This is a genomic window from Ottowia caeni, from assembly GCF_050821495.1.
Classification (GTDB): Bacteria; Pseudomonadota; Gammaproteobacteria; order Burkholderiales; family Burkholderiaceae_C; genus Ottowia; species Ottowia caeni.
This window is the reverse complement of record NZ_CP151080.1, coordinates 15630-39783: the sequence shown is the minus strand read 5'-3', so window position 1 is coordinate 39783 and position 24154 is coordinate 15630. Positions and strand designations below refer to the sequence as shown.

General features: G+C 58.4%; 25 protein-coding genes and 5 pseudogenes. 18 read left to right on the top strand and 12 right to left on the bottom strand.

The window, feature by feature from the left end; translation table 11 throughout:
- The first annotated feature begins 11 nt into the window (after positions 1 to 11).
- The 9 genes and pseudogenes from narH to AAAK34_RS00190 all read left to right on the top strand — a co-directional run.
- Positions 12 to 1544 (top strand): nitrate reductase subunit beta, encoded by a 1533-nt coding sequence (narH, locus tag AAAK34_RS00230; protein WP_231697535.1) that lies wholly within the window; start codon positions 12 to 14, stop codon positions 1542 to 1544.
- Between the two features lie 14 nt (positions 1545 to 1558).
- Positions 1559 to 2236: a nitrate reductase molybdenum cofactor assembly chaperone gene (gene narJ, locus AAAK34_RS00225; RefSeq protein ID WP_231697534.1), complete on the top strand. Its 678-nt coding sequence runs from the start codon at positions 1559 to 1561 to the stop codon at positions 2234 to 2236.
- 15 nt (positions 2237 to 2251) lie between these two features.
- A complete protein-coding gene (gene narI, locus AAAK34_RS00220) occupies positions 2252 to 2983 on the top strand; it encodes a respiratory nitrate reductase subunit gamma (RefSeq protein WP_431777607.1) in 732 nt (243 codons plus the stop codon).
- A 22-nt stretch (positions 2984 to 3005) separates the two neighbouring features.
- Positions 3006 to 3539 (top strand): peptidylprolyl isomerase, encoded by a 534-nt coding sequence (locus AAAK34_RS00215; protein ID WP_431777606.1) that lies wholly within the window; start codon positions 3006 to 3008, stop codon positions 3537 to 3539.
- The gene (locus AAAK34_RS00210) at positions 3536 to 3838 is read left to right on the top strand and encodes a peptidylprolyl isomerase (protein ID WP_431777605.1); all 303 of its coding nucleotides are present in this window, start codon (positions 3536 to 3538) and stop codon (positions 3836 to 3838) included. Before AAAK34_RS00215 ends, AAAK34_RS00210 begins: the two co-directional genes overlap by 4 nt.
- An 11-nt stretch (positions 3839 to 3849) precedes the next feature.
- Positions 3850 to 4523 (top strand): annotated as a pseudogene (locus AAAK34_RS00205) (carbonic anhydrase).
- Complete coding sequence (locus tag AAAK34_RS00200) at positions 4501 to 5154, top strand: nitroreductase family protein (RefSeq protein WP_231697530.1); 654 nt, start codon at positions 4501 to 4503, stop codon at positions 5152 to 5154. Before AAAK34_RS00205 ends, AAAK34_RS00200 begins: the two are co-directional and overlap by 23 nt.
- Complete coding sequence (locus tag AAAK34_RS00195; protein ID WP_231697529.1) at positions 5151 to 5555, top strand: ribonucleotide reductase subunit alpha; 405 nt, start codon at positions 5151 to 5153, stop codon at positions 5553 to 5555. The genes AAAK34_RS00200 and AAAK34_RS00195 overlap by 4 nt, the downstream gene beginning before the upstream one ends.
- Positions 5556 to 5776: 221 nt before the next feature.
- Positions 5777 to 6067 (top strand): annotated as a pseudogene (locus tag AAAK34_RS00190) (DUF4172 domain-containing protein); the annotation flags it as partial.
- Here the strand turns inward: AAAK34_RS00190 and AAAK34_RS00185 are convergent.
- On the bottom strand, positions 6056 to 6286 hold the full coding sequence (locus AAAK34_RS00185; RefSeq protein WP_431777604.1) for a hypothetical protein: 231 nt from the start codon (positions 6284 to 6286) through the stop codon (positions 6056 to 6058). The pseudogene AAAK34_RS00190 and the gene AAAK34_RS00185 overlap by 12 nt on opposite strands.
- Before the next feature lie 89 nt (positions 6287 to 6375).
- Between AAAK34_RS00185 and AAAK34_RS00180 the strand changes: the two genes are divergently transcribed.
- The 8 genes and pseudogenes from AAAK34_RS00180 to AAAK34_RS00145 all read left to right on the top strand — a co-directional run bounded on the left by AAAK34_RS00180 (position 6376) and on the right by AAAK34_RS00145 (position 12593).
- The gene (locus tag AAAK34_RS00180) at positions 6376 to 6561 is read left to right on the top strand and encodes a hypothetical protein (protein ID WP_431777603.1); all 186 of its coding nucleotides are present in this window, start codon (positions 6376 to 6378) and stop codon (positions 6559 to 6561) included.
- A 255-nt stretch (positions 6562 to 6816) separates the two neighbouring features.
- Positions 6817 to 7146 carry a hypothetical protein gene (locus AAAK34_RS00175; RefSeq protein ID WP_231697528.1) on the top strand — a complete coding sequence of 110 codons (330 nt, stop codon included), beginning with the start codon at positions 6817 to 6819 and terminating at the stop codon, positions 7144 to 7146.
- A 147-nt stretch (positions 7147 to 7293) separates the two neighbouring features.
- On the top strand, positions 7294 to 8304 hold the full coding sequence (locus tag AAAK34_RS00170) for an ABC transporter substrate-binding protein (RefSeq protein WP_431777602.1): 1011 nt from the start codon (positions 7294 to 7296) through the stop codon (positions 8302 to 8304).
- A 36-nt stretch (positions 8305 to 8340) separates the two neighbouring features.
- Positions 8341 to 9149: pseudogene (locus AAAK34_RS00165) on the top strand (ABC transporter permease).
- Positions 9146 to 9949 carry an ABC transporter permease gene (locus tag AAAK34_RS00160; RefSeq protein ID WP_431777601.1) on the top strand — a complete coding sequence of 268 codons (804 nt, stop codon included), beginning with the start codon at positions 9146 to 9148 and terminating at the stop codon, positions 9947 to 9949. Before AAAK34_RS00165 ends, AAAK34_RS00160 begins: the two are co-directional and overlap by 4 nt.
- Positions 9939 to 11003, top strand: coding sequence for an ABC transporter ATP-binding protein (locus AAAK34_RS00155; RefSeq protein ID WP_231697525.1), 1065 nt, complete (start codon positions 9939 to 9941; stop codon positions 11001 to 11003). Before AAAK34_RS00160 ends, AAAK34_RS00155 begins: the two co-directional genes overlap by 11 nt.
- 50 nt (positions 11004 to 11053) lie before the next feature.
- Complete coding sequence (locus tag AAAK34_RS00150) at positions 11054 to 11866, top strand: phosphodiesterase (RefSeq protein ID WP_231697575.1); 813 nt, start codon at positions 11054 to 11056, stop codon at positions 11864 to 11866.
- Positions 11859 to 12593, top strand: coding sequence for an HAD family hydrolase (locus AAAK34_RS00145; RefSeq protein ID WP_231697524.1), 735 nt, complete (start codon positions 11859 to 11861; stop codon positions 12591 to 12593). Before AAAK34_RS00150 ends, AAAK34_RS00145 begins: the two co-directional genes overlap by 8 nt.
- A 367-nt stretch (positions 12594 to 12960) precedes the next feature.
- On the opposite strand, the gene AAAK34_RS00140 is transcribed toward AAAK34_RS00145, so the two are convergent.
- Both AAAK34_RS00140 and AAAK34_RS00135 read right to left on the bottom strand, forming a co-directional pair.
- The gene (locus AAAK34_RS00140) at positions 12961 to 13668 is read right to left on the bottom strand and encodes a fumarylacetoacetate hydrolase family protein (protein ID WP_231697523.1); all 708 of its coding nucleotides are present in this window, start codon (positions 13666 to 13668) and stop codon (positions 12961 to 12963) included.
- Between the two features lie 34 nt (positions 13669 to 13702).
- Positions 13703 to 14836, bottom strand: coding sequence for a cupin domain-containing protein (locus tag AAAK34_RS00135; RefSeq protein WP_231697522.1), 1134 nt, complete (start codon positions 14834 to 14836; stop codon positions 13703 to 13705).
- Between the two features lie 382 nt (positions 14837 to 15218).
- On the opposite strand from AAAK34_RS00135, the gene AAAK34_RS00130 reads away from it, so the two are divergent.
- The gene (locus AAAK34_RS00130; protein ID WP_231697521.1) at positions 15219 to 15695 is read left to right on the top strand and encodes a MarR family transcriptional regulator; all 477 of its coding nucleotides are present in this window, start codon (positions 15219 to 15221) and stop codon (positions 15693 to 15695) included.
- 84 nt (positions 15696 to 15779) lie between these two features.
- Here the strand turns inward: AAAK34_RS00130 and AAAK34_RS00125 are convergent, their stop codons facing one another.
- From AAAK34_RS00125 to AAAK34_RS00085, 9 genes and pseudogenes are all read right to left on the bottom strand, one after another.
- Positions 15780 to 16769 (bottom strand): tripartite tricarboxylate transporter substrate-binding protein, encoded by a 990-nt coding sequence (locus tag AAAK34_RS00125; protein WP_431777600.1) that lies wholly within the window; start codon positions 16767 to 16769, stop codon positions 15780 to 15782.
- A gap of 17 nt (positions 16770 to 16786) precedes the next feature.
- Positions 16787 to 17782, bottom strand: a complete 996-nt coding sequence (locus AAAK34_RS00120; RefSeq protein ID WP_231697519.1) for a Bug family tripartite tricarboxylate transporter substrate binding protein — start codon at positions 17780 to 17782, stop codon at positions 16787 to 16789.
- A complete protein-coding gene (locus AAAK34_RS00115) occupies positions 17779 to 18414 on the bottom strand; it encodes a 2-hydroxychromene-2-carboxylate isomerase (protein ID WP_231697518.1) in 636 nt (211 codons plus the stop codon). The genes AAAK34_RS00120 and AAAK34_RS00115 overlap by 4 nt, the downstream gene beginning before the upstream one ends.
- An 18-nt stretch (positions 18415 to 18432) precedes the next feature.
- Positions 18433 to 19428, bottom strand: coding sequence for a dihydrodipicolinate synthase family protein (locus AAAK34_RS00110; RefSeq protein ID WP_231697517.1), 996 nt, complete (start codon positions 19426 to 19428; stop codon positions 18433 to 18435).
- A 21-nt stretch (positions 19429 to 19449) separates the two neighbouring features.
- A pseudogene (locus AAAK34_RS00105) lies at positions 19450 to 20900 on the bottom strand (aldehyde dehydrogenase).
- 133 nt (positions 20901 to 21033) lie between these two features.
- Positions 21034 to 22005 carry a LysR family transcriptional regulator gene (locus tag AAAK34_RS00100; protein WP_231697515.1) on the bottom strand — a complete coding sequence of 324 codons (972 nt, stop codon included), beginning with the start codon at positions 22003 to 22005 and terminating at the stop codon, positions 21034 to 21036.
- 51 nt (positions 22006 to 22056) lie between these two features.
- Positions 22057 to 22371: a non-heme iron oxygenase ferredoxin subunit gene (locus AAAK34_RS00095; protein WP_231697514.1), complete on the bottom strand. Its 315-nt coding sequence runs from the start codon at positions 22369 to 22371 to the stop codon at positions 22057 to 22059.
- A gap of 11 nt (positions 22372 to 22382) precedes the next feature.
- Positions 22383 to 22868 carry an aromatic-ring-hydroxylating dioxygenase subunit beta gene (locus tag AAAK34_RS00090; RefSeq protein ID WP_231697513.1) on the bottom strand — a complete coding sequence of 162 codons (486 nt, stop codon included), beginning with the start codon at positions 22866 to 22868 and terminating at the stop codon, positions 22383 to 22385.
- A gap of 6 nt (positions 22869 to 22874) precedes the next feature.
- A pseudogene (locus AAAK34_RS00085) lies at positions 22875 to 24131 on the bottom strand (aromatic ring-hydroxylating dioxygenase subunit alpha); the annotation flags it as partial.
- Positions 24132 to 24154 lie beyond the last annotated feature (23 nt).

Genomic DNA, 24154 nt, shown 5'->3' with positions numbered 1-24154 from the left:
GGAGAAACACGATGAAAGTACGTGCCCAAATCGCCATGGTGCTGAACCTGGACAAGTGCATCGGCTGCCACACCTGTTCGGTCACCTGCAAGAATGTCTGGACCAGCCGTCCCGGCATGGAGTACGCCTGGTTCAACAACGTCGAGACCAAGCCCGGCATTGGCTACCCCAAGGAATGGGAGAACCAGGACAAGTGGAAGGGCGGCTGGATCCGCAAGGCCGATGGTTCCATCGTGCCGAAGCAGGGCGGCAAGTGGTCGCTGCTGATGAAGATCTTCAGCAATCCCAATCTGCCGCAGATCGACGACTACTACGAGCCCTTCACTTTCGACTACGACCACCTGCAGTCGGCGCCGGAGACCAAGGCCGCGCCCACCGCCAGGCCGCGCAGCCTGATCACCGGCCAGCGCATGGATAAGATTGAGTGGGGCCCGAACTGGGAAGAGATCCTGGGCGGCGAGTTCAGCAAGCGCAGCAAGGACGCGAACCTGGCCAACTTTGATCAGGTCCAGAAGGACATGGTCGGTCAGTTCGAAAACACCTTCATGATGTACCTGCCGCGCTTGTGCGAACACTGCCTGAACCCGGCGTGTGTGGCATCTTGCCCCTCGGGGTCGATCTACAAGCGCGAGGATGACGGCATTGTTCTGATCGATCAAGACAAGTGCCGCGGTTGGCGGATGTGCGTCAGCGGCTGTCCCTACAAAAAAATCTACTACAACTGGCAGACTGGCAAGGCCGAGAAATGCATCTTCTGCTATCCGCGCATTGAGGCCGGTCAGCCGACCGTGTGCTCGGAAACCTGTGTGGGCCGTATTCGCTACCTGGGTGTGGTGCTGTATGACGCCGATCGCATCGCCGAGGCGGCCAGCGTACCTGACGAAAAGGATCTCTATCAGGCCCAGCTCGATATTTTCCTGAACCCGCACGACCCCAAGGTGATCGAGCAGGCTCGCAAGGACGGCATCCCCGAGACATGGCTGGAGGGCGCTCGCAACAGTCCGGTCTACAAGATGGCGATCGACTGGAAGGTGGCCCTGCCGCTGCACCCCGAGTACCGCACACTGCCCATGGTCTGGTACGTGCCACCGCTCTCACCGATCAGCGCGGCGGCCAATGCCGGTCATATCGGTGCCAATGGTGAACTGCCCGACTTCAGCCAGATGCGGATTCCGGTGCAGTACTTGGCCAACCTGCTGACGGCCGGTGACACCGGCCCCGTGGTGCGGGCTCTGGAGCGCATGTTGGCCATGCGGGCCTTTCAACGCGGAAAGCACGTGGACGGGGTGGAGAACCTCAAGGTGCTGGAGCAGACTGGCCTAACGCGCGCCCAAGTAGAAGAGATGTACCACGTGATGGCCATCGCCAACTACGAAGATCGCTTCGTCATTCCGACCTCGCACCGCGAGTACGCCGAGAACGCTTTTGACTTGCGCGGTGGCTGCGGCTTCTCGTTTGGTAACGGCTGCTCAGACGGGGCCAGCGAGACCAGCCTTTTCGGTGGCGACAAGCGCCGCACGATTCCGATTCAGTCAGCGGTCTGAGAAGGAGACGGCATATGAAACAAACCCGCTACACCTTGCGCGCGCTGGCACGCCTGCTGTCCTACCCAGACGAGCAACTGCGCAGTGAACTTGACCTGCTGGTCGATGCGATTGACCAGGAAGCCACGCTTCCAGCCACCCGACGCGCTGAATTGCGCGCGCTGGTCACTGGTCTGCAACGGCAGGATCCGATGGAGGCCGAGTCCCGCTATGTTGAGACCTTTGACCGTGGCCGTGCCACCTCGCTGCATCTGTTTGAGCACGTGCACGGAGACTCGCGTGACCGCGGCCCGGCCATGATCGACCTGGCACAGACCTACGAGAAAGCTGGTCTGTTTCTCTCTCCCGATGAACTGCCCGACCACCTGTGTGTAGTGCTCGAGTTTGCATCGACTCAGCCTCCGCAGCTGGCCAAGTCCTTTCTAGGCGAGATGGCCCACATCCTCAATTCCATCTTCAGTGCCCTGCTGCAGCGCGAAAGCTCTTATGCGGCCGTCATTGCGGCTGTGTTGGAGATGGCTGGCGAGAAACCACAGGCGGTTTCCATCACCCAAGATGAACCCATGGACGAGTCCTGGGCCGAGCCCCAGGCCTTCGACGGCTGCAGTACGCGGGGACAGGCCCGACCTGGCGAGGCACAACCCATCCACATCGTTCGCCCATCGCGCAGCGCCGAACGCGCCGCAACTTGATGTCAGGAAATGATCATGAACTACCTTGACAACTTCCTCTTTGGTTACTACCCCTATATCTGTCTCACCGTATTCCTGCTGGGAAGCCTGCTTCGATTTGATCGAGACCAGTACACCTGGAAAAGCGATTCGTCTCAACTGCTGCGTGCGGGTCAGTTGCGCTGGGGCAGCAACCTGTTCCACGTGGGCATCCTGTTCCTGTTCTTCGGGCACACGGTGGGCATGCTGACGCCGCACTTCGTGTATGAGCCCTTCATGACTGCAGGTGCCAAGCAACTGCTGGCCATGATTTCGGGTGGCATCTTCGGGGTGTTCGGCTTCATTGGTGTCAGCCTTCTGCTGCACCGTCGCCTTACAGATGCGCGCATCCGTGCCACCAGCAAGACCAGCGACATCGTGCTGCTGTGCCTGCTTTGGCTGCAGTTTGCCCTGGGCCTGGCCACTATTCCCCTGTCTGCCCAGCACCTGGACGGCGGCATGATGATGAGGCTGGCCGAGTGGGCCCAGCGCATCGTGACTTTCCGCGCCGGCGCCCCGGAGTTGCTGGCCGAGGCGGGGTTCATCTTCAAGGCCCACATGTTTCTGGGCATGAGCATTTTCCTGATTTTCCCGTTCACTCGCCTGGTGCATGTCTGGAGCGGATTTGGCACCCTGGCCTATGTGGTGCGTCCTTATCAACTGGTGCGTAGCCGCCGGGTCGGTATGGCCCCGCGCGCTCCGGCCAGCCAGGGCGGCCGTCCTTTCTGAATTGCAAGGAGAAGCCATGACCATGAGCGCCATCGAATCCAGTGGTTGCGGCAGTGCGCAGTGCGCCTGTTCCGGCCAACTGCAGGTCGCCCCAGCCAGCATCAATGGTATTGCCCTGCACGAGCCGGGTGAAGCGGTAGATGCGCAGACTTTGCTTGAACGGGCCTGGACGGAATTGCTGCGCCAGCGCGCAGTATCACTCGGTCTGCTGCCCCGTGCGACAGGCCTGGTGGCTCCGGAACTCAATGAGGCCGAGCGCCAAGTGATTGAGGCCATGACCGACGACGAGGTGAAGTCGCCGGAACCCACCGAGGCAGAGTGCCAACGTTACTATGAAGCCAACAAGCCGCACTTCATTGTGGGCCAGTCGCTGCATGTGCGTCACATTCTGTTTGCAGTCACGCCAGGAGTGAATGTGATCGCCCTGACGCAACGTGCCGAGGCAGCCTTGATGGAGCTGGCCGGCAAGAATGTGCCGCCGGGCCGCTTCGAGCAACTGGCGGCCGAGTTGTCGAACTGCCCTTCCAGTGCTCAGGGGGTGATCTGGGCTGGGTGACGCCGCAGGACTGCGCGCCCGAGTTGGCCAAAGAAATGTTCTACCAGAGCGATTCGCGCTGGGGCCTGGGGGTCCATCCTCGCCTGGTGCACACGCGCTTTGGTTTGCACATCATGGAGGTGCTGGACCGCAAGGAGGGCACCTTGCCATTGTTCAACGAAGTTCGCGCGCAGATCTCATCCCGCCTTCGCTTGCAATCGCGCTCCACCGCCTTGCGCCAGTACATGCGTTTGCTGGTGGGGCAGGCCACCGTTGAGGGCATTGATCTGGAAGGGGCTGACTCGCCTCTCGTTCAATAAGGCCATGACTCATGCCTGACGAACTGCTGTTGCGCCTGCGCAATTTTCAGGAGGACTATTTTCCCCGTCACCAGCAGCGTTTTCAGGATCTGGTGGCCCAGGGCCAGCACCCCAAGACCCTGTTCATCGGTTGCTCCGACTCGCGGCTGGTGCCCTATTTGCTGACTGGGGCTTCGCCGGGGAGCTTTTTCTGGTCCGCAATGTCGGCGCGTTCGTGCCCCCGTATGACCAGTCGCATGGTCTGCACGGCACCATGGCCGCTATTGAGTTCGCGGTGCTCAGTCTCAAGGTCGAGCACATCATCGTCTGTGGCCATAGCCACTGTGGTGCTATTCGTACTGCCTATGAAGGTGCGCCCGAAGAAGCAGTGGCGCTCAAGGCCTGGCTCAGGCTGGCCGACGAAGCACTGCTGCCCGTACAGCCCACCCGTGAAGCACTGCATCGTACCGAGCAGCGAGCGGTGGTTCTGCAACTGGAGCGGCTGATGGACTACCCCATGGTTCGCCGCGAGGTGGAAGCAGGGCAGCTGACCCTGCACGGCTGGCACTATGTGATTGAGAATGGCGAAGTGCACGTGTTCGATGCTGAACGCGGTGCCTTCGTGCCGGCTGCCGAGTCCTCACACAGCGGCACCGGCCCCTACCCGCCTTACGTCGAGAACGATGGACAGATTCTGGTCGACTGACACTGAACTTTCTCCTGCCGCGCTATCCATGCTGATGGAGGCGCGCCAGACCATTCTGCCCAAGCGGCTCGAAGGCCCTGGGCCTGCTGCCGATGAATGGCGCACCTGGCTGGCCAGTGCGGCATCGGCGCCCGATCATCGTCAGATCCTTCCATGGCGCTTCGTCTGTGTGCCCAAGAACCAGCGTCACAGACTAGGCGACTGCTTTGCACAGGCCTTGCTCGAACGAGATCCCTCGGCGACTGATGAACAAATGTCACAAGCCAGAGAGAAGGCCATGCGCGCGCCCGTGCTGCTGCTGCTGGTCGTCGATGCTGCCCGCGGAGACCCTGGCATCGATCTGCTCGAACGGGTAGTGTCCGCTGGTTGCGCGGTGCAGAACCTGCTCCTGATGGCCACGGCACAAGGTTACGGTTCGGCTCTCACCAGTGGAAAAGCCCTGAGATCGAAGGCCCTCCACACCCTGTTCGACCTGACCCCAAACGAACACGCCTTGTGCTTCATCAGCCTGGGCAACGTTCGCCAGCGACGACCGGCACGATCGCGGCCCTCGCCTGAAGACTATCTGCAAACCCTGGGTGAAACCGGCATCGTCGCCGGCTTTCCTCCTGCACCGGACACATCCGAATGAACATCTCTTCCTTTGATGACCTGCTGGTGGCCAGCCGCGCCCAGCCCGACCCGCAGAGCCTGCTCATGGTTTTTGTCGACGTGGAACTGCCACCCGACAGCACGCCCGAGCAGCGCGAGCGATTTGCGCGCGGGCAGGGCGGCGCACTGATGCCCCGCATGTGCGTGGACCGCTCTCCCGCCGACATCGAAAGCTGGGATGCCTTGGTCAAGGACGCCGATACGCAGTCCGACCAGTGGCACATGGTCATGGTGGCTGCCTTGGCAGGCAAACCGGGGCAACCTCCGACCAGCGACGCGATCGATGGCGCGCTCAACCAGATGGTCATGTCCATCCATCAGGGCCAGATCCAGGCCTTCGTGCCTTTTGACAGGCAGGGGCAGGCGATTCATTTCGGTTGATACCGGCGATTCGTCGCCGTCAGACCAATCTGCAAAGGCGCTGGCAAAGGCACCCACATTGGGCCTGGCCCACTGGCGTTGTTGGTCACTCCCCTGGGATCGCCAAGCTCCAGCTTGGCACCTCATCCCGAGCCATTGATGCGGCGATTGCCAGTCGTATTCACCGCAAAATAAGCGGTGAATAAATTGCCTTTGCGGTGAATCAAGTGTTTCATCTCCGAATGAAATACCGAGAAAATCCTTACATCTGGCAAGAAAAGGACTGGCCCAACTGGCGGTATAACCTCCATGTTTTGACTGGTCCCCTGACAGAAGTCAGCCATGCCCAAGGGGTGCTAATGGGCCGCATGGCCGACGCGGCGCTGGCACTGCGCGATCAAGCCAGCCTTGTTGCATTGACTGATGACGTCGTCAAGACCAGCGAAATTGAAGGTGAAGTACTGAACGTCGAAACCGTCCGATCGTCGATTGCTCGGCGATTGGGGATGGACATCGGAGCGCTACCGGTGGAGACGGCTGAATAGAACTGAGATGATGGACTTCAGGATGCGCTCAGTCATCAGCGATTCAAGCAGCTCGGCGTCGCGCCAGCCCTCGATCATCTTGGCGGGCGAGGACGCACGGGAGCCAAAGCGGCTCTCAATCGGCAGGACATTGACGCCACGGCCCGCGCCCAGCTGGGCGCTGTCAAAGCGGCGATCTCGCGTTGGTGGATACCCGTAGAGCACCACATCTTGGATGCGAAATCTTGGATGCGAAATTGCCGCGTGATATAAAACAATTAGTGATAGTCTTTACATAACCAAGTCAAGAGATAGTCATGGCAATTGCGAAGAAGCCTTCGGGTGGAGCAGTCTCGCATACATCAAGACCGTTGCATCGAGTGGGCGGTGTGCGGGTGAACGTGCGTGAAGCTAGCCGTGCAGCTTTCTTTCAACGAGTGGCTGAGACCCGCCCAAGCGAAGAGGGTATGAGACAAGCGGAAGAACTGGCGCGCGTGGCGTAGGCTGCTCAGAGTGCTCCATTCTTGCATCGCTACCGGCGTGTTGTCGGTGCCTGATGCACTGCTTCTCGATAAGTTCGGCCTCCTCCCTGTAGTTGAAGTTGAAGAATCCCACCTGCATGCCTTTAGATGCGGGTTCGGCAACCTGGAAGAGTTTCTTAGAAATTCGCGTCGGCCTCACGAAGAGCGAGGTCAGTGACCTCGTTGAACAGCTTCTTGCACGAATTGAATATCAATAAGCGACCGAGGAGGAGAACAGTGTCATTACCTGACGGTCTCTATGACCTGCTCCTGACCGAAGGTCTGGCCCGAAGGCTTGCGGAGTTGGAGCCTTCGAGAACCAGCGTGTCTGCGCTGAAAGGCAGCGCTGCCGAGTCCTTGACCGACACCATCACCCGGCAACTCTCGAACATTCTCGACGATATTTCTGGCGACGACGCCGACAAAGCAAAGCGGCAACTCGAACTGGTGAATGAGTTCCCGGTGATGTTGCGGCAGCGACTCGCCCGTGACGTGGCAAGCGGCACCTCTGAATCTGATGATGCGATTGATTTGGTGGCGCAGCCGCTATTCAGCTTCAATGGCTGATTTGCCGGCCTGTCACGGAAATGCCATCCAGGCGACACGAAATGGACATTCTTCGTCCTTAGCATTGCGGGCCTGACCGGGGAAATGCTTGCTTGTCGTCAGAGACGAGCGATGTCCGCGTCTATCTCTTTATGAAAGTTGGGCCACATGAGTTTTCTTGCTAAATCCCTCAAGAGCATTGCTATTGCAGTCGCAATGACTGCCGGCGCCAGTGCGATGGCGCAAAACGCCATTTGCTACAACTGCCCCGTAGAGTGGGCTGATTGGGGCACACAGATCAAGAACATCAAGGCCGATATCGGAATCACCGTACCGCCTGACAACAAGAACTCTGGCCAGTCTCTTGCTCAACTGGTTGCAGAAAAGTCGAACCCTGTGGCCGACTTCGTGTATTGGGGCCCCACCTTCGCCATTCAGGGTATGAAGGAAAGCGTGACTACGGGCTACAAGCCAGCGAAGTGGGATGAGATTCCTGCCGACATGAAGGCCCCGAATGGCGAATGGTTCGCAACACATTCCGGAACGCTGGGCTTCATGGTGAATACCAAGGCGCTGAATGGAAAGCCAATTCCTCAGTCGTGGAGCGACTTGCTCAAGCCTGAATACAAAGGGCTGATCGCCTACTTGGACCCGACCTCTGCATTTGTAGGCTATGTGGGTGCGGTGGCCATCAATGAATCTCTGGGCGGCAATTTCGATAACTTCGGCCCGGCGATCGACTACTTCAAGAAGCTCAAGGCCAACAACCCCATCGTTCCCAAGGTCACGTCTTATTCACGCCTGGTTTCGGGTGAGATTGGCATTTTGCTGGACTATGACTTTGCCGGTTACCGCGCGAAGTACAAAGACAAGGCCGACGTGGAGTTTGTGATTCCCAAAGAAGGTACGGTTGCCATGCCGTATGTGCTTAGCTTGGTCAAGAATGGCCCCAATGCTGAGAATGCCAGGAAGGTGCTCGACTACGCCATGTCTGACAAAGGTCAGTCCATGTGGGCCAATGCTTATCTCCGTCCAGTGCGTAAAGTGGAAATTCCCAAGGACGTATCGAGCAAGTTCTTGCCTGCAGCTGACTATGCTCGGGTCAAGGCTGTGAACTTCCAGAAGATGGCAGAGGTGCAGCAGGATTTCGCCAAGCGCTATCAGCGCGAAGTGCGTTGAGCAAGGTTGCCTGCGGTACTTGAGGCACCTTGATTTATGAAATGGGGTTCTCCCGTGCTGGTGGCTTGCAGCGCACCAGCATTGGCATTCTTTTTTGCATTCTGGCTGATTCCTGCGGGCGTGCTACTCGTGTTGCCCGCCAAGGCAGGAATCTCCACGTACTTTTCAACTTTTACCGACACCCTTTATCTGAATATTCTTTGGCAGACATTGGTGCTATCAATGGGGGTTACGGTGGTTACCCTGGCCATCGGCGCGCTGACAGGGGTGGCTCTCGCGCGAGTCCGTTTCCCTGGCAGGGGCTGCTGTTGTCATTGCTGACGCTGCCTCTGTCCTTCGCCGGCGTGATCGTAGGTTTTTACGTCATTCTGATTGGTGGTAGGCAGGGGGTTCTGGCGCAGGTTACCGACAGTTTGTTCGGCGAACGGATCTCGTTTGCCTACGGCTTCATCGGTTTGTTTCTAGGTTATCTGTACTTCTCGCTTCCAAGAGCGATCTCTGCATATACCGCCGCGGCTGAAGCCATGGACGCGCAGATTGAAGAGGCCGCCCGTTCGCTGGGGGCTTCAGGCTGGGCCGTGATGCGCGACGTTTGGTGGCCTCAGTTGCTGCCCACGACCATGGCTTGCGGCTCAATCGTTTTTGCGACAGCTGTCGGGGCGTTTGGTACGGCATTCACACTGTCGAGCAATTTTGAAGTCCTGCCGATCACCATCTACAACGAGTTCACCAATTACGCCAATTTTGCGCTGGCAGCTTCGCTGTCGATCACGCTCGGCTTGATCACCTGGCTGGTGCTGTGGTCGGCGCGCAAATTGGCAGGACCCAACGCGGCAGGAATATGAGCATGCGAGCGCAAGTAAAGATGTCGCCATGGCAATGGCTGATGATTGCCATGGTGACAGTATTCATCGTGGGGCCGATTGGAGTGTCGGTTTACGCCGGCTTGGTAGAGAACTTCAATGAAGGACTCTCCAGTGGCCTGACCACCCGCTGGCTGAACGAAGTGTGGGTGAACTACGGGGGCACCGTCTGGCGGTCGGTGCTGCTGGCCCTGGCCTGTGTGGCGATCACGATGCTGATCGGCATTCCGTGTGCCTATTCCCTGGCGCGCAGCCGTTCAGCATGGGCGCGCCACTTTGAGGAATTGCTGACCCTGCCTGTAGCCATACCCGGCCTGGCGACCGCATTGGCTTTGATTCTGGCCTACGGAAGCATCACCAGCTTCCGGCAGAGCTTCGCGTTCATTCTGGTCGGCCACGTAGTGTTCACGCTCCCTTTCCTGGTTCGGATTGTGGCTGCGGCTTTCCGTCGGCGCGAGCTGGTGGTGCTGGAGGAAGCAGCGCGTTCCCTGGGGGCTTCGTTTGCTCAACGATTCCTGGGCGTGCTGATTCCAGCGGTGTTGCCGGCCGTGATGGCGGGCGCGCTGATGGTGTTCACGCTTTCGATTGGTGAGTTCAACCTCACCTGGATGCTCCACACCCCTTTGACCCGTACCTTGCCTGTGGGCCTTGCTGACACCTACGGCTCCATGCGCTTGGAGATCGGCTCAGCCTACACCATTCTTTTCCTGCTGGTCATCTTGCCAGTGCTGTGGTTGTTCCAGTCAACCCAGAAGTTCATTGAAAAATACCATGGCCAATGAAGTCAGTACAAGCATTCAGATTCTGAACTGCGCAAAAACCTATCCTGACGGTACCAAGGGTTTGCAGCCCACCACTTTGACGGTCGAGCCTGGTGAAGTGTTGGCTTTGCTAGGCCCATCCGGCTGCGGCAAGACCACATTGCTCCGCATCATCGCCGGTCTGGAAACCCCAGATGAGGGCAGCAGAATTCTGTTTGACACGAGCGATGTGTCGCGCCTGCCGATCGAGAAGCGCCAGGTGGGAATGATGTTTCAGCACTATGCGCTGTTTCCGCAGATGTCGGTGTACTCGAACATTGCCTACGGTTTGCGCATTCGCAAAGAGCCCGAGGATCGACTACGCAAGCAGGTTGGTGAACTGATTGATCTGGTGCGGCTGAATGGTCTGGAAAAACGTCGCCCATCAGAACTTTCCGGAGGGCAGCGGCAGCGCGTTGCCTTGGCGCGCGCTGTAGCGGCTCACCCTCGTGTCTTGCTGCTTGATGAGCCGCTGACGGCGCTCGACGCCAAACTGAAGGAGTCACTGCGCGATGAGTTGGCACAGATGCTGCGCCAGTTGCGTATTACGGCGGTTCACGTGACCCATGATCAGAAGGAGGCCATGGCCATCGCTGATCGCATGGCCATCATGCACGCGGGCCGCGTGTTGCAGGTGGGTGACGGCGAAACGTTGTACCGCACGCCATCAGACCCCTTCGTGGCTTCCTTCCTGGGACGTGTGAATCAGCTGAGCCGCACCTCCGAGCACGCGCACCAGAACGTACTGCGCCTGGGCTCCGCCGTGCTGTCGTGCAGCCCGGTGTGTCAGGGTGCTACGCAACTTCTGGTCCGCCCCGAAGACATTGAGGTGTGCATGGCGCGAGAAGAAGGCGCTGCGGTGGGCCAGATATCCAGACGCGTGTTCATGGGGGACAGGGTCCAACTGACGGTCGATCTGCCTGAGGCGACTTCATTGTTGATCGATGTGGGGCGGGATCATGCCGCGCGTTCGGGCGACATGGTGGGCATTCGGGTGGCGCCGCACCACTGGATGCCACAGGCCACTGCAGCTTGATCCTGAAGTCGCTTCCAGGTTGAAAGAAGGAAAGAATTTTGCTGATCCAAATGACTGACATGCACATCCGTGCACCGGGTGTTTTGACCTACCGACGCATAGATACTTCCGCGTACTTGCGACGAGCCGTTGAGAAGGTTCTGTCGCTGGGTCTGCCGATAGAGGGGGTGGTTCTGACCGGTGATCTGACCGACTTTGGTCGCCCAGAAGAGTATGCTCATCTGCGCGACCTGCTGAATCCATTGATGGAGCGCTACCCTGTGCACTTGGTCATGGGAAATCATGATGAGCGCGGTGCCATGAAGGCGACCTTCGCGGACCTGCCTTCATTGCAGACGGAGCCCTTCATTCAATATGCAACCAACGTTGGCCGCTTGCGTCTGGTGGTTCTAGACACCACGGTGCCCAGCATGCACCACGGCGAATTATGTGACCAACGTTTGTCGTGGTTGAGCGATGCACTGGCAGACGCCAACGGAACTCCCACTGTCATAGCACTTCATCATCCGCCGTTTGATACCGGCATAGGACCTATGGATCGCAACGGCCTGCTGAAGGGCCGGGATGCGCTCGCAGAGATTGTTTCGAAGCACCCGAATGTTCAGCGGGTGATATGCGGCCACATGCACCGATCGATTCAGGTCGGCTTTGGTGGAACTGTGGCCATGTCAGCGCCTTCAGTGGCGCATCAGCTGCATTTTGAGCTTGGAAACGCCAAGCAAGCCGCCTGGGCGCTCGAAGCTCCGGCTGTCTTGTTGCACATGCTCAACGAGCACGGCCAAATGGTGACCCACACCATTCACACCGGAGAGTCTGACGGGCCCCACCCGTTCTGGGATGAAAACGGAGACTTGATTGACTGAAACTCTGTATGCGGCAGATGTGATCCCATCGGCGCTTGAAGGCCTGGGCACCGCTCTTGCCAGACACGAGGTATCTGCAGTGGTGTTCGATCTGGACGGAACACTTGCCGACAGCGCTGCTGACTTGATCGAAGGAGTGCGCAGAAGTTTTCGCCATTACAACCTCGGTGAGATACCGTCCACGTACCTCCCAGCTGCGTTGAATGGAACGATGGATGGCGTGATGGCCGATGCATGCAAGGCTCAGGGGTGGCCGGTTCCTGAAGATCTCTCAGTGCTGAAGGCGCGCTTTGTAGAGGAGTATGCTGAAATGGCTTACCCGACGACGCGGCTTTACCCGGGAGCTGAAGCGGTTCTGCGCCTGTTGCGTGACGCTGGTATCCGTACCGCGGTTTGCACCAATTCACATGCCAGGAACGCGACAGAGTTGCTCAACAAGCTTGGCATCTTGTCTTATGTCGAGTTTGTGTGTGGTGCCGATACTTTTGGCATTCAGAAGCCTTCGCCCGTGCCGCTTTTGAACACATTGGCCGAACTGGGTGTGCCTGAAAACCAGGCACTTTACGTGGGTGATTCAGTCGTGGATGCACTTTGTGCCAAGGAAGCCAATGTGCGTTTCGCATGGCATGAGGCGGGTTACGGTGGGGACGAGCCCAGTACGTACCCGCACTTGCTCAAGTTTCAGGATTGGCATCTGATTGGTGCAGAGTTGAGTTTGCATCCATGATTTATCGATCAGACATCCATGATGTTTGAATCCCTGGCGCGTGGACAGATTTTCGCCGAATGGCCAACCCTTCCTCATCATTCCCGGTTTGCTTGCGCGGGAATGACGAGAAGCCTACCGAAGAATTCAAACATCGTGGTGTCGGATCAAACGTTGGAAAACATTCCCGAATGCGTCGCAATGACGGGGAGAAGCAGCCTGAATTTTTCGGTAAACGTCGGACGAATTGTCCGTTCAATCTTCTCAAAGCCCCGGACTTGTCAAAGCCCCGAACTTGTCAAAGCCCCGAACTTGTCAAGGACCAGGATTCTCGCCTTGTGCGTCGTCAATCAAGGCGCGTCTGGTTAAGCGGATGGATATCCGCGGGTCAAACTGGCTGACCAACGGTTAAAGAAATCTCGCCAACGCCTTCGATGCGGCCGGTGATGCGATCCCCAGGCACGACTGCGCCTACGCCTTCCGGAGTTCCTGTGTAGATCAGGTCGCCGGGCTGAAGGTGATAGAACATCGACAGGTCAGCGATGATCTCTCGAATGTTCCAGATCAGCTTGTTGACGTCTGATTTTTGCTTGACTTCTCCGTTGACAGACAACTCAATGGTGCCGTTTTCTAGAACTTGGCCTGGCATGAGAACGACTTCGCTGGCGACGGAAGATTGTTCGAAATCTTTGCCAAGATCCCAAGGGCGGCCTTTGTCGCGCGCTACGAGTTGCAGATCGCGGCGCGTCATATCTAGTCCGCACGCGTAGCCGGCGAGGTATTCATGAGCCTGCTCAGCGGGAATTCGAAAGCCGGCCTTACCAATTGCCAGAACCAGTTCCATTTCAAAATGGTAGTTGTTCGTCTCGGGCGGGTAGGCTACGGTGGCGCCTGACGGTGTCAGGGTGCTGGGGGCTTTCGTAAAGTAGAACGGGCGCTCCACGCTCTTGTCTACAGGGCGGCCCATCTCGACGGCGTGGGCATGGTAGTTGCGACCCACGAAAAATAGACGATGAATGGGCAGGCGTTTTTCACTGCCGTGGATCGGAAGAGAATAGGTTGGGGTGGGTGCCCAGAGATACTGAGGTTGAGTCATGGTGTGGCTTAAAAATGGCAGGGTGGCTAAGGATTCAGTTGGTTTCAACCTCGATTCGGTGCTGGTGCAGTGCCTCGAAGATGGGCGCATCGCTGAAGCGGAACAGGTCAAGCGAGACAGTTTCGGCGTCACAACTGGCCTGAAAGTTCACCCACGAAGGCACCACAAACATGTCGCCGCGCTGCACGCGCCATTCCTGCTGCCCGACCCGTACGGTGCCGGTTCCGTCGAACACCTGGTACACCGATGAGCCCACTTCGCGCCAGCGTTGGCTGCTTCCACCGCGACGAATACGATGCATCTCGCAGCGGATAGTGGGGAGCACGTCGCGGCCGGTGCCAGGGTGGGTGAACCGAACAGCGGCGTGACCCGGGCTGAGCACGCCAACGTGGCCTTCATCTTCCAGCTCAAGCTGATCTGTCAGGGCGCGGTCGGTATCGACCCATCTGTAGGCCAACAGCGGGGTTCCCGGTGTGTCTATGGGTTGCGAGAGTGGCCGAAGGCCTGGGTGGCCCCACAGTCTCTCCGAGCGGGATCGTTCCGGTGTTGCGCGTTCGGCATCGTTGATGGCGTCGCGGCCGTGTTCGAAGAACTGAGACTCGGTGTTATAGGCGAACGGGATGTCCAGTCCGTCGATCCAGGCCATGGGCTCTGTGGCGGCATTGTGGTGAGCGTGCCAGTTCCAACCGGCCTGCGGCAGGAAGTCGCCGCGCGACATGCGCACTGAGTCGCCTCCAACCACAGTCCACACACCTTCGCCTTCCACAACGAAACGAAAGGCATGCTGAGTGTGACGGTGCTCGGGGGCGTTCTCGCCGGGCATGAGGTATTGAATCGCGGCCCATAGGGTGGGGGTGGCGTAGGGCCTGCCTCCCAGTGATGGATTGGCCAGTGCAATGGCGCGACGTTCGCCTCCACGCCCCACGGGCACGATGCGACCGGCCTCGGCTGCTAATTCTTTCAGTCGATCCCAACGCCAAAGGTGCGCGGTGGCCTGGCTGCGAGGGTGGGGCGGCATGAGGTTGCCGATTTCTGTCCAAAGGGGCACCAACAATTCCTGCTCGAACCCACGGTACAACTGCTCAAGCTCTGGCGTGGGAGTTGGCTGATTGGGCGACGCTGTCGCCTTCAGACGCACAGGGGAGGTGGAGTGATCAGATGCATTCATCTGGCGTTCCTTCATGAGGGGATGGGGCCCCAAAAAGCGAAACAGGCCTGCTGTGCAGCTTTCGGTGCACAAACGGACGCAGTTCGGCTGGATGTTCTATATCATCAGTGTGCATATTAAAAGTATACTTACGAGATGCTGAGATTTCATCAGGGTTAACCCTTCATCAAACACGCCGACCGAAAGTTGACTAAAGAAGCCGCCATGAACAGATAGGTGAACAGCCCATAAAGGATCTGTTCTGAAGTCAGAGAAGGGGATATCGGCGCAAGATGCGCACAGTTATGATTCGGCCCTGTCCTTTCCTGGTTCTCTCGAAGGTGAGTGCGACTCGTGGTGGCTCCATGCTGAGGAGGCGGGTGGCGTCACCCCGCTTTGCAACATGACTTTCAAGCCCGCTGAACTCGAGCACTTTCCTGGTTACTACATCCGGCGCTTGCAGCAGATTGCGGTTGCAGTTTTTGCCGACGAGACGCAGGCTTGGGGCGTGACGCCCGTGCAGTTCGCGGCGTTGTCCGCGATCATGCGTCAGCCGGGGGTGGACCAGCGGACCCTGGCTCGACTCATTGGTTTTGATGCGTCCACCATTGGTAGCGTCCTTGACCGGCTGGAAGCCAGGGGCCTGGTGACGCGCAGCGGAAGCCCCAAGGACCGGCGGGTGCGACTACTGCACGTGACCGAAGAAGGCGTGAGCCTGTTGAAGAACGCCGAACCGGCGGTGTTGAAAGCTCAGCAGCGCATTTTGGAGCCGCTGACGCCGGAGCGGCGGGCTCAGTTCATGGACCTCATCACATTCCTGATCAAAGAAAACGACGAGCTGGCGCGGGCGCCTAGCTCGGGTTTTCCTAAGGAGGCTTAAGGGACCAAGATCCTGCGAGAACTGAGTATGCAAGATGGTCATTCGCTTCTCGAGCTGCTGCAGTCAATGTGCGAATAGGTCTTCTCACGATTCCGCCGTGAATCCGAGCTTTTTAACCAACCGGCCCCAGACTTCGTGCTGCTTTCGCAGGCTTTCGGTCATCTCGGCGGGGGTCGAACCCTTCGCGACAAGTCCGAAGCTGGCGAGTGATTCGGCTAGATTTCTGTTTCCCAGGGACTGGACGATGCTCTTGTTGGCCTTCGCTATCAGGTCATCAGGTGTAGACGCCGGGGCAAAGAAGCCGAACCACTGCTCCTCGGCAGGATAGCCGTCAGCATATTTCTGTTCGACGAAGGTAGGTGTATCTGGTGTAAACGTGGTGCGTCTTAAGCCCGAGGTGGCGAGAATCCGTAATTTACCCGACCGCTGAAAGCTCAAGAAATTTCCAGTCGGGGCGATCATGGCGCTGATCTGTCCTCCGATCAAATCGGCTACCCCAGGCGCTGCCCCACGGTAAGCCACATGGGTGAGTGGAACGCCTGCTTCTTTGCTTAGCAAGGATCCTAGCAAATGCAATGGGGAGCCCGTGCCTGGAGAGCCGAAGCTCGCCTGCTGTGGGTTGGCCTTGGCCCAGGCCATGAAGTCCCTCAGTGTTTTGACCTGATCCGGCACCATAGGCCCAACTGCCAGTGCATCCGTAGTCTGCGCCGCAACGGAAATGGGGCGGAAGTCCTTGAAAGGATCGTACTCGAGCTTGTTGTATATGAAAGGGTAAAGCGACAGCACCGTGTCGGGCGTCAGCAGAAGCGTCTGACCATCGGGCGTGGCGGCCTTGATGGTCGTGCATGCGATGCGTCCTCCCGCGCCTGAACGGTTGTCAACGACCACTGAGTTAGCGTAACCCGAACTGACCATGCCTTCGCCAACACGCCGGCTCACCGTGTCGACGACGCCTCCTGCCGGGAACCCGTTGATCACCTTCAGCACACTGGTCTCTTGCGCCATTGCGCGGCACGTGGTGCCAAGTGCGACGAGCGCACCCGCTGACTGAATCAACGAACGTCTGTTCAGCATATTGTTGAAATCTCCACTCATGATTGGGCGGTAAATCCAATTTGCTTCACCACGCCACGCCAGCGTTGGATGTCTGAACTCAGGCGTGCAGCCAGGTCTGCCGAGGAGCTCCAGACAGCTTCCATGCCCATTTGCCCATAGGCATGGACAAGTTCGGGGTTAGTCAGCGCAGTCTTGATCGCGGCATTGGCTTGTTGCACGAGATTGTCTGGGGTGCCTGCCGGTGCGAAGACGCCAAACCACTCAGTCATGTCGCTGAGCGCAATACCCAGTTCCTTGAACGTCGGAGCATCCGGCAGAAAGCGTGAGCGCGCGTTGCCGGTCACGGCGAGCATACGGATTTTTCCGGATTTCATGTGGGGTAGAAACTCGCCCAGCGGGGCCGCCACTGCGGGAACGTGTCCGCCTAACAGATCGAGCAGCGCCGGCTGCGAGCCGCGATAGCCTGCCTGCGTCATCTTCACGCCCGACAGTCGGCCCAGCAGTTCTCCGAGGAAGTGGGGTCCAGAGCCCGTGGCACCGTGACCGAATGTCGCAGCCGCCGCCGAAGTCTTGATCCATGCTTGGTAATCCGCCATGGTTTTTACAGACTCTGGCACTGCCGAGCCCACGCCATAGCCGAGTTCAGAAGTCGACACCATGGCGACTGCTACCAGGTCCTTGACCGGGTCGTAGGCAAGATCCTTGTAGGTGTGGGGGTAGATCGCCATCATGGAAGCCGGTGTCAGCAGCAACGCGCTCCCATTCGGGGCGGCTGCTTTGACATGCTGGATCGCCAAGCGTGCTCCTGCGCCCGTGCGGTTTTCTACGAGAACAGTTTTGGCATAGCTACCGCGAATGCCCTCGGCCAGTCGTCGGGCTGCCGCATCAGTGGCGCCACCTGCAGCGAGACCGACCACGATGGAGGCCATGCCGACCGGTGGTTCGGCGTGGGCGAGGGTGGGTAGGGTGCCTGCCGCGAGTATCCCGATGCTGGTGAGTGCATGGCGGCGGGTCATCAATAAATGGCTCATTCTGTTGTCTCCTTGGTTAGATGCTTTTCAAGTAACGACAGGCGATCGTTGCCCCACCACATCTCATCGCCCACGGCCATAGTGGGTACTCCAAAGATGTGCTGAGCGATGGCGTCCTCGGTGGACTTTCGGTAGGCCTGTAGTCCGGGTTCGCTGTGGGTAAACTCGATGAAATCGTCGACATCCCACTTCATATGGGAAGCTACTGACTCGAGGGTCTTCGGGTCATCTGGCGCTTGCCCAAGACCCCATACGAGACCGTAGGCTGTACTTACATACTCCGCCTCGCGTCCCTTGCACGGCCCGTAGTAAAGGCCGACATTCAGGCCGCTGCTGTTGTAGTTCGGCGGGAACGTCAATGGAATGCCGTAGAGGGCTGCCCAACGCGAGAGGTCCTTTGCAAGGTAAGCCAGCTTCACGGGCATGTCGCGGTTGGCTGGCCCGACATTTCCAATCGCCTTCTTGGCCTGACTCAGGTCTATGCTCCGAAAATCTATCTGCCAGCCATGACTGGCCGATAGAGCCTTCAGGCGATGTTGCGCCAGATAGGCATAGGGGCTGAGAAAGTCAAAATAGAAGCGAACCTGTACATTTTCGTGCGCAGATACCTGCTCGAGGACCTTCTTGTTCATGACGTTCACCACGCCAGTTCAGGCCTGCTTGGCGTAGCGCGCATGCAGCGCGGCCCAGGCTTCACCAGACTTCCGTGCGCCTGCCAGGTATTCTTCCGGGACGATGTGGTAGGGTGGGCGGCAGGGTCCGGCCTTGAGCCAGCCTGCAGCATCCATGCGCGCCTTTTCCAGGCCAATGTTGTACTTGGAGAACTCCGCAAAATCTCCACGAGGAAAGAGCGATGAGTCCGCCTGTCGCATGGAATCAGAGATGGTTTTTGCTTCCGTCCAGTCGCCCGTTTTTTTGGCTTCGGCCACAGCGTCACGTAGGCGCATTGCCGTGGCAGGGCCGCACATGGATCCGCTGGACCAGAAAGCGGTCATGCGCTCAGGGTCTATCCGCGCAGCGGCGTAGTAATCGTCCTCGTGCGGTAGGAAGCGGATGCTCGGCGCCAGTTTGAGGTCCAGGTCAAGCATGCCAATACCAAGGTATTTTGCAGTCACCACCTGGGGAATGCTCGACACCTGCGCCCAGAATGGCCGGGGAAAATCGAACTTGAATGCCTCCGGGTTCGCGTAGATTGCGATAGCCGCCTCGGGGACAGCTTCTGCGACGTCGCGGTAGAACTGCACTGCAGTTGGAACTTCCATCTTGCACCACATCGGCACGCCCAGCATGGTTCCGCTTGCGCCGATGTCCATGGCTTCCCGCGTTTGGCGGATGACCTCGCGGGTATGCAAGGCTGTGGTGCCGCAAAAGAACGGCACACGGCCACGTGCGGTCTCGACCACGGTGGCGATAAAGTCGCGCTTTTCTTCCCACGTCAGCGTGGCACATTCACCGAAGGTGCCGTTGCTGATGATGCCGTTGACGCCCGCGCGGATCAGAGCTTCCACGATGCGGGCCGTTTCGTCCAGGTCAACCGTGTGCTGCGCGCGCCAGTCGGAGGCGTTTGGCGTCGCAGGCGTTGGCATGATGGTCCACGCGCCGTTGATGTCGTCGGCGGTCAGTCTTGTTTTCTTCAGCTTGGTCATGAATTTGAGAATGGGTGGGAATCAGAACGGATACTGCTGCTTGGATGGTTCAATGGTGAGCCACTTCAGTTCTGTGAACTCATCAATGACCGCGCGGCCGTCGAATCGACCATAGCCGCTGTCTTTGGTGCCTCCATAGGGGGCTTGAGCTTCGTTTTGAACGGTGGCTCCGTTGATGTGGCAACTACCAGATTCAATGCGCATCGCTACTGCCAACGCACGAGTCACGTCTCGACCGAATACGCCAGAAGAAAGACCGTAGGCCGTATCGTTCGCGATGCGCACTGCATCCTCGGTGTTGCGCGCTCGGACGACCGTCGTGATGGGGCCAAAGGTCTCTTCGTCGTAAATCTGCATGCCGGGCGCGACGTGGTCGATGACCGTGGCAGGCATCACGGCGCCATCGGCTCGGCCACCAGCAGCGATCTTGGCTCCCTTGGCCAAGGCATCGTCAATCATGCGGTTGAGTCGTGCGCCGGATTCACTGACGATCATCGGACCAATCACGCAAGACTCGCCAGTGGCAGGGTCTCCTACCCGAAGTTCACGAGCACGTGCGGCGAATTTTTTTACAAACTCATCCGCAACCTTTTCGTCAACGACGATGCGCTCGGTGGACATGCAGATCTGTCCCTGGTAGAGGAACGCGCCGAACACTGCCGCCTTCACTGCTTCGTCTATGTCTGCGTCGTCCAGAACGACAAGGGGGACTTCCCGCCAAGTTCAAGGAGGCACCGCTTCAGATGACGGCCCGCTTTTTCGGCGATGATCCGACCAATGCGGGTGGATCCAGTGAAATTGATGCGACGCACCGCCTTGTGAGAGATCAGTGCGTCAACCACCTCGGCTGCGTCGCTTGGAGCGTTCGTGAGGACGTTGAGGACGCCCGGGGGCAACCCGGCTTCCACGAGGGCCTCGGCAATCAGTAGATGGGTTTTGGGGCTTGTTTCTGAAGCCCGAAAGACCACCGAGTTGCCGCAAATAATCGGGTAAGCAATGGCGCGTGCGGCGAGAACCACGGGGCCATTCCATGGCACGATGCTCAGGATCACGCCTACCGGTTGACGTACGGTCATCGAGAGCGCGCCGGGTTTGTCGGTCGGGATCGTCTCGCCTTGGATCTGTGTGGCCAGCGCGGCAGCCTCACGGAACAGGTTGGCTGCCAGCATCACGTTGAACCCGGACCAAAGCTCTGAGGCGCCTATCTCTTTTGCCATGACGTCGATGAATTGCGGCGTCTTGGATTCGAGAATGTCGGCCGCTTTCAGAAGGATTCGTCGGCGCTCCGTCGGTCCGCTCTGCGACCAGGACTGGAATGCACGGTGAGCTGATTCCACAGCCGCTACGGCGTCGCTTACGCTGGCCGCTGCGGCGTGGGTGATTGCACTGCCTGTGGTTGGATGGCGTCTGACGTAGGTGGCGTTGCCGGAGGCTGGCAACGCCTGGTTGTCGATGATGAGCTGGGTCTCCATGCTTGGTGTCTCCTGAGTCTGGTCAAAGTGCGAAAGAAGTCCGCCAACTCTAGGATCACACCGGCTGTCAGTAAAACGGAGATTTCGGATGCCACCTATCGGTCAGACCGATAGTAGATTCGCAGCTTCACCGTCAGAAGTCGGAGGAGCGTTCTGCTGCGACGGCGTCAGATGAGGCATGACGCACCATTTGTCGTAACCAGGTCAAGTCGGGGAAAGCTTCTCGACTCCTTGCCCAGATCATGACCAGATCCATGGTCGGCAACTCGAAGGGAGGCTTGAAGATGTCGATCTCGAAGATCTCTACGTAGTGGAGGGCGAGGGAGCGGGGCACCAGGCTGATGATGTCAGTTCCAACCACCAGTTGCGGGAGCAACGTGAAATATGGAACCTGGAACTGAGTGCGTTGTCGCAATCCCTGGCGGTTCAGCGTTTCCTGCTCAATGGTTTCATGTCCGTCGGTGCGGCAGTACATGGCGTGTGGACGTTCGAGGTACTCACGCTGGCTCATGGCCTTTCCGCTGCCAGGGTGAGCGCGCCACTGGATGGCGACCAGGTCATCTTGCATGAAAATTTCATGCTGAAAATCTTGGTCGCTTCGGTTTATCCCGCATGATTGCCAGTTGGAGGGAAGGTTCGGGCAGATGATCAGGTCCAGAGACCCGATCTGCAATTCTTTGGCGGATGTGCCCGGCGTCGGCGTGAGGGTGAGGGTGACGTTGGGGGCTTGCGTCTGTAAGACAGCCCCTAACCGTGACGTGACCAGAGCTGAGACATAGTCTGCAGTAGCAATACGAAAGCGGGATTTGGCCGTGAGGGGGTCAAATTGCTCCGTTTGGAACAGGCGCCCGGCCAGTTCCATGATGCGCTCCACTTCTGGTACCAGACGCTTGGCTCGTTCAGTAAGAACCATTTCTCGACCATGCTGTATCAGTAGATCATCGCCAAATATTTCGCGCAGCTGGCGAAGCGAGCCACTGACCGTGGATTGGGTGAGATGCAGCCTGCCTGCCGCTCTGGTGACGTTGGCAGTCCGCAGCAACTCAGCCAATATAGGCAGCAGGTTCATATTGATGCTGCGCAGTGTGCTCACCGGATTTTCCATGGTTTGCATTTTCCAGTATGGCGCGGACTCTGCAGCGCGCCTTGTTTGCGATCAGTCCATACGCAGCATGACCCGCATGTTTTCGATCTTGACGGGGTAGGTCCTGATGTCTTCGTTTAAGGGGGCGCACATGGCCTTGCCTGTGCAGACGTCGAATCGGCCTTGGTGGAGCGGGCATTCGATCTCGCGACCTTCCAGAAAACCATCGCTCAGGCGCGCGGCGCCATGGGTGCACACGTTGTCTGTGGCGTAGAGTTCGCCCTCGACCTCATAGAACGCGATGTCCTTGCCGGCCACGACAACTCCCACCACGTCACCTTCGGGAACCGCGTCGCGGGCGATGGCATCGATCCAGTTTTCTGACATTCTGATAGTCCTTAGATGGGATAAATAATGGAATTCGGAATCATCTCGCTGTCGTAGACGCACAGGCGCGATTGCAGCTTCAGCCCTTCCGGGGTCCGCACGATGACATCGCTGTAATAGCCCGCATTGAGAATCGTGGATTCGCCGTCGAGTTTTGTACGGACGACCGCGTAGTTGGCCTCGGACTTGATGCGTTCGCCCTGTTCATCCTGCTCCACTGAAAGTATGCGCGGTGTGCCCACGATGTGCCGCTGGTAGTAGGGGTCGTGGTACATGGTTTCTTTCACGCCGTAGACACGGTCGCGAATCATGGCCTTGCTTTCCAGGGCGAGCAGGCACAGTGGCAGGCCCTGCTCATGATTTTCACGAGGCTGCAGGCGGTAAGTGCCTGACTCCACAAAGAACTCAGGCCACTTCTCCCATTCGGCGGAGTCGCAGACCATGGCGTAGTCACTGTACAGGTTGAGCACTTCGAAGTAGGTCTTGAAGTCGATCATTTCATTCCCCATCACTTTGCGCCAGTAGTTGTACATGCCGCGAATCAAGGTCTCGGTGACCATGTGGTCTGTGTCTCCGATGTCATGGCCGCCCATTTCGAGGACGGTGCGGTGAGAAGGCTTCTGCTCAAAGCCTTCTTGCGACCATTCGATGACCTCGCCATCGTCGGCAGACACAAAACCTGCGGGACCAAAGAGGTTGGCCTGTATCAGCCGGCGCTGATGCATCTCTGGCGTGTCGTCTTCAAAGCCGAAATGGGTCCAGACGAAATCAAAGGAGCCGCGGCCATTGGGCTGGATGTGGCGTGTGGAAACACTGTTGACCTGCTGCTGGATGATCACGCTCGGAAAAATGGTAGTCATGACCGCAGTGGGCCCACCCCACCAAGGTTCGGGCACGATATCGAGCAGGCGCGGGTCGTTGACCTTCATAGACTCTTTGAAGCTGTCGACGCCCGACACCACTTCGTCGTTCTTGCCGCCCTGGCCTCGGGTGGAGATCATGGCCGCATGGCGAAACTGCGCATCCATTTTCAGCTCTGACTTGTTGTCTGCGCGCCAAAGCCCGAAAGTGGAGAACCAGGTGTGCAGCAGACCAGGGTGGTACGGGTCCTTGATGTTTTCCTGCATGAGCTTCCAGTTGCCTGGAATGCGTTGCCTGCGATAGCCCAGCACTTTGAGCTTGCGGCCGTTAAAAACGCGGTCGAAGTAATGGAGGATGGTGGGGCCAAGGAAGTCTTCAAGGGGCTCTATGGTGTGGTCGAACGACGCAAACACCACGCCGCCACGCGTGGCCACCTTGAGCTTGTTCAAGCCGTGCTCTTCCAGCTTGAAGTCCTTCGGCATACCGCCGTTGATCTTGCCTTCCTGTTTGACACCACGGCGGAATGGAACGCCTTGCAGGTCGCCTTTGAGGCTGTAGTTCCATTGGTGGTAGGGGCAGAAGAAATCCTTCGCGTGTCCGTTTCGCTCTCGGCAAAAGCGCAATCCGCGGTGCGCGCACACGTTCTCGACCACGTTCACGCCACCGTCTGGGTCGCGCACCATGACGACCGAGCGCTCTCCAATGACGGTGCGCCTGAAGTCGCCCGGGTTCGGAATTTCGGCCTCCAGTCCCACATAGCACCAGTGGCCGGAATAGAACATTCGATCAAGCTCGCGCTTGTAGAGATCATCGCGGGTGTAGGCCCAAAATGGAACTCGGCTGGTTCCGTCGCCCGGCCATTGGGGGTCTGTCGGGAACACTGTTTCGACTTCACTCATCGTGGTCTCCTGTAGTGGTTAAT

Bases quoted from the DNA above. Each gene is read 5' to 3' on its own strand.
- narH (WP_231697535.1), top strand. From the start codon at position 12: ATGAAAGTACGTGCCCAAATCGCCATGGTGCTGAACCTGGACAAGTGC.
- narJ (WP_231697534.1), top strand. From the start codon at position 1,559: ATGAAACAAACCCGCTACACCTTGCGCGCGCTGGCACGCCTGCTGTCC.
- narI (WP_431777607.1), top strand. From the start codon at position 2,252: ATGAACTACCTTGACAACTTCCTCTTTGGTTACTACCCCTATATCTGT.
- AAAK34_RS00215 (WP_431777606.1), top strand. From the start codon at position 3,006: ATGAGCGCCATCGAATCCAGTGGTTGCGGCAGTGCGCAGTGCGCCTGT.
- AAAK34_RS00200 (WP_231697530.1), top strand. From the start codon at position 4,501: ATGGACAGATTCTGGTCGACTGACACTGAACTTTCTCCTGCCGCGCTA.
- AAAK34_RS00195 (WP_231697529.1), top strand. From the start codon at position 5,151: ATGAACATCTCTTCCTTTGATGACCTGCTGGTGGCCAGCCGCGCCCAG.
- AAAK34_RS00180 (WP_431777603.1), top strand. From the start codon at position 6,376: ATGGCAATTGCGAAGAAGCCTTCGGGTGGAGCAGTCTCGCATACATCA.
- AAAK34_RS00170 (WP_431777602.1), top strand. From the start codon at position 7,294: ATGAGTTTTCTTGCTAAATCCCTCAAGAGCATTGCTATTGCAGTCGCA.
- AAAK34_RS00160 (WP_431777601.1), top strand. From the start codon at position 9,146: ATGAGCATGCGAGCGCAAGTAAAGATGTCGCCATGGCAATGGCTGATG.
- AAAK34_RS00155 (WP_231697525.1), top strand. From the start codon at position 9,939: ATGGCCAATGAAGTCAGTACAAGCATTCAGATTCTGAACTGCGCAAAA.
- AAAK34_RS00150 (WP_231697575.1), top strand. From the start codon at position 11,054: ATGACTGACATGCACATCCGTGCACCGGGTGTTTTGACCTACCGACGC.
- AAAK34_RS00140 (WP_231697523.1), bottom strand. From the start codon at position 13,668: ATGACTCAACCTCAGTATCTCTGGGCACCCACCCCAACCTATTCTCTT.
- AAAK34_RS00135 (WP_231697522.1), bottom strand. From the start codon at position 14,836: ATGAATGCATCTGATCACTCCACCTCCCCTGTGCGTCTGAAGGCGACA.
- AAAK34_RS00130 (WP_231697521.1), top strand. From the start codon at position 15,219: ATGACTTTCAAGCCCGCTGAACTCGAGCACTTTCCTGGTTACTACATC.
- AAAK34_RS00125 (WP_431777600.1), bottom strand. From the start codon at position 16,769: ATGCTGAACAGACGTTCGTTGATTCAGTCAGCGGGTGCGCTCGTCGCA.
- AAAK34_RS00120 (WP_231697519.1), bottom strand. From the start codon at position 17,782: ATGAGCCATTTATTGATGACCCGCCGCCATGCACTCACCAGCATCGGG.
- AAAK34_RS00115 (WP_231697518.1), bottom strand. From the start codon at position 18,414: ATGAACAAGAAGGTCCTCGAGCAGGTATCTGCGCACGAAAATGTACAG.
- AAAK34_RS00110 (WP_231697517.1), bottom strand. From the start codon at position 19,428: ATGACCAAGCTGAAGAAAACAAGACTGACCGCCGACGACATCAACGGC.
- AAAK34_RS00100 (WP_231697515.1), bottom strand. From the start codon at position 22,005: ATGGAAAATCCGGTGAGCACACTGCGCAGCATCAATATGAACCTGCTG.
- AAAK34_RS00095 (WP_231697514.1), bottom strand. From the start codon at position 22,371: ATGTCAGAAAACTGGATCGATGCCATCGCCCGCGACGCGGTTCCCGAA.
- AAAK34_RS00090 (WP_231697513.1), bottom strand. From the start codon at position 22,868: ATGATCGACTTCAAGACCTACTTCGAAGTGCTCAACCTGTACAGTGAC.